Raw genomic sequence first — 1,032 nt, forward strand, 5'->3', positions numbered from 1 at the left:
ACGCACATCAAGCATCCCAGCGAAGTCGTGAACGTTGGCGATACCGTTGAAGTATACGTTAAGGATATCAACGAGGAGACCAAGAAGATCTCGCTCGGCTTCAAGAACGCCGACGACAATCCGTGGGCGATCCTTAAAAGAGATTATCCCGAGGGCACAGTCGTTAAGGCTAAGATCGTTGGTCTGACCACCTTCGGCGCGTTCGCTAACATCATCCCCGGCATTGACGGTCTTATCCACATTTCTCAGATCGCCAACAAGAGGATCGAAAAGCCCGCCGATGTTCTCTCCGTAGGCGAAGAGGTCGAGGCTAAGATCACCGCTATCGACTTTGACAAAAAGCGCGTCAGCCTTTCAATGCGCGCTCTGCTTCCCGAGGACGAGCAGGCTCCCGTAAAGGCTGCTCCCGCTGTTGAGGAAGCTGTAGAAGAAGCCGCTCCCGCTGTTGAGGAAGCAGTTGAAGAAGCCGCTCCCGCTGTTGAGGAAGCAGTTGAAGAAGCTGCTCCCGCTGTTGAAGAAGCAGTTGAAGCTGTTGAGGAAGCTGCGGCAGACGCAGAGTAATTTGTACATTTAGGGCGCTCTTTTTGAGTGCCCTTTTTTAATGACGGCAAAGCCGTCAATTCATGTGATTAAATCACAATTCATGGCGTTGCCAATTCATGACCGAAGGTCAATTCATTATTGCCGCATTACCTTAGCGCAAATAAAAGGTTGCTGATATGAGGTGTGGTTAGTTCATGAATGAATTGTTGCTTTGCAACATGAATTAACTGCGTTATGAATTGTCGCAGGCGACATGAATTGATTTGCGCCGAAAATCATATTAAAGGAGGAACAACCGTGACCACTAAAGAAGAATTTTTGGAAATATACAAGACCCACATCACCCGCAAGGGAGCCGACGAGCTGCTTGACGATAGGTGACGGACTGGAGGAGCAGATACGCACCTTCGTTTCGGAGCACCCGGAAACCGTCCTCATCGCAATCGATATTTTTCTCAAAGTCCGCGCCAATAACGAAGTCAGCTATTC

General features: G+C 49.3%; 1 protein-coding gene. It reads left to right on the forward strand.

From position 1 onward, the window contains the following. On the forward strand, positions 1-561 hold a 561-nt coding region (locus JKK62_RS02510; RefSeq protein WP_201426836.1), incomplete at its 5' end, for a S1 RNA-binding domain-containing protein. Positions 562-1,032: the final 471 nt, after the last annotated feature.

Source organism: Ruminococcus difficilis, from assembly GCF_016680995.1.